Raw genomic sequence first — 1,454 nt, forward strand, 5'->3', positions numbered from 1 at the left:
CCGCCGCGGCGGGACTCGATCAGGGCCACCGCGTGATCGGGCAGCCAGGCGGAGGCGGTGCCGCTGTCGTCCGAACCGGAGCCGAAGAGATGCGGCGCGAGCTGGGCCTGGAGATCGGCGGGCGTCGGGCGGCCGGGGGCCTCCATCTGCATGCAGACCTCGATGAGCGGGCGCAGCTCGTCCGGCAGACCGGTGAGGTCGGGGCCCTCGCGCAGCAGCATGAACACGGTCTCGACCGGGTTCGCGCCGTGGAAGGGCGGGTGTCCGGTGGCCGCGAAGACCAGCATGGAGCCGAGCGAGAAGACATCGCTGGCGCCGGTGACGCTGCGGGAGTCCTTGGCCTGCTCCGGGGACATGTAGGCGGGGGTGCCGACGGCGACGTTCGTCATCGTCAGACGGGTGTTCGAGACGCCGGACGCGATGCCGAAGTCGATCACCCGGGGGCCGTCCTCGACCACGAGCACGTTGGACGGCTTGAGGTCGCGGTGGACCAGACCGGCGCCGTGGATGGACTGGAGGGCCTCGGCGACGCCCGCGGCGAGCCAGCGCACGGCCTGCGCCGGCAGCGGCCCGCACTCGTTCACTATCTCCTCGAGGGAGGGCGCGGGCACATAGGCGGTGGCCAGCCACGGCACGGCGGCACGCGGGTCGGCGTCGACCACGGCGGCCGTGTAGAAGCCCGAGACCGCGCGGGCCGCCTCCACCTCGCGGGTGAAGCGGACGCGGAAGAGCTGGTCCTCGGCCAGTTCCGTGCGCACCGTCTTGATCGCGACACGCCGGCCGGACGCCGAGCGCGCGAGATAGACCAGCCCCATGCCGCCGGCACCCAGCCGGCCCAGCACCTCGAACGGCCCGATCCGCCGCGGATCGTGCTGCGTCAGCTGATCCACTTGCCTGCCACCTCCCCGTACCGGCCGCGCCGGCCCTTTTTACGCGACCAAAGTGCAGCGTCTCACCACCGCACCGCCATGACGGCACGGACCCCGATTCTTCCTGGCCGGGCGGCCGGTTGCGAACCCGGGGACAAATCAGGATGTCCTACCGCTCCAGCAGTGCGAACGACGCCCCTTGATTGTCGGTGACGACGGCCACCCGTCCGTACGACGCCTCGAACGGAGGCACCTGCACCCGCCCGCCGAGCCGCCGGACGGTGCCGAGCGCCTCGTCGAGACCGGTGACGCGGAAGTGGGCGAGGATGTGCGGGGGCATCTCGACGGGGAAGACATCGGTGACGTCGGCGCGGCCGAAGTCGGGGTCGGCGCCGGGGGCGAACAGGGCGTGATGGAACAGACCGCCGTAGAAGGTGTTCGCGCCGGTGGTGTCGCGGGTGTACAGCTCGGCCCAGACGAAGGTGCCGGGTGCGTGGCGCAGCCCGAATCCGGGGTGCCTGCGTGCCTGCCACAGCCCGAACACCGCGCCCTCGGGGTCGGCGACGAGGGCGCGGTGTTCGGGCT

At 72.2% G+C, this 1,454-nt stretch carries 2 protein-coding genes; both read right to left on the reverse strand.

Annotated elements, in window-relative coordinates; genetic code table 11:
- A partial coding sequence (locus tag CCN72_RS23520; RefSeq protein ID WP_143664175.1) for a serine/threonine-protein kinase occupies positions 1–890 on the reverse strand: 890 nt, incomplete at its 3' end.
- A gap of 148 nt (positions 891–1,038) precedes the next feature.
- On the reverse strand, positions 1,039–1,454 hold a 416-nt coding region (locus tag CCN72_RS23525), incomplete at its 5' end, for a VOC family protein (protein WP_143664176.1).

It is taken from the genome of Streptomyces murinus, assembly GCF_002154555.1.
Lineage (GTDB): Bacteria > Actinomycetota > Actinomycetes > Streptomycetales > Streptomycetaceae > Streptomyces > Streptomyces murinus.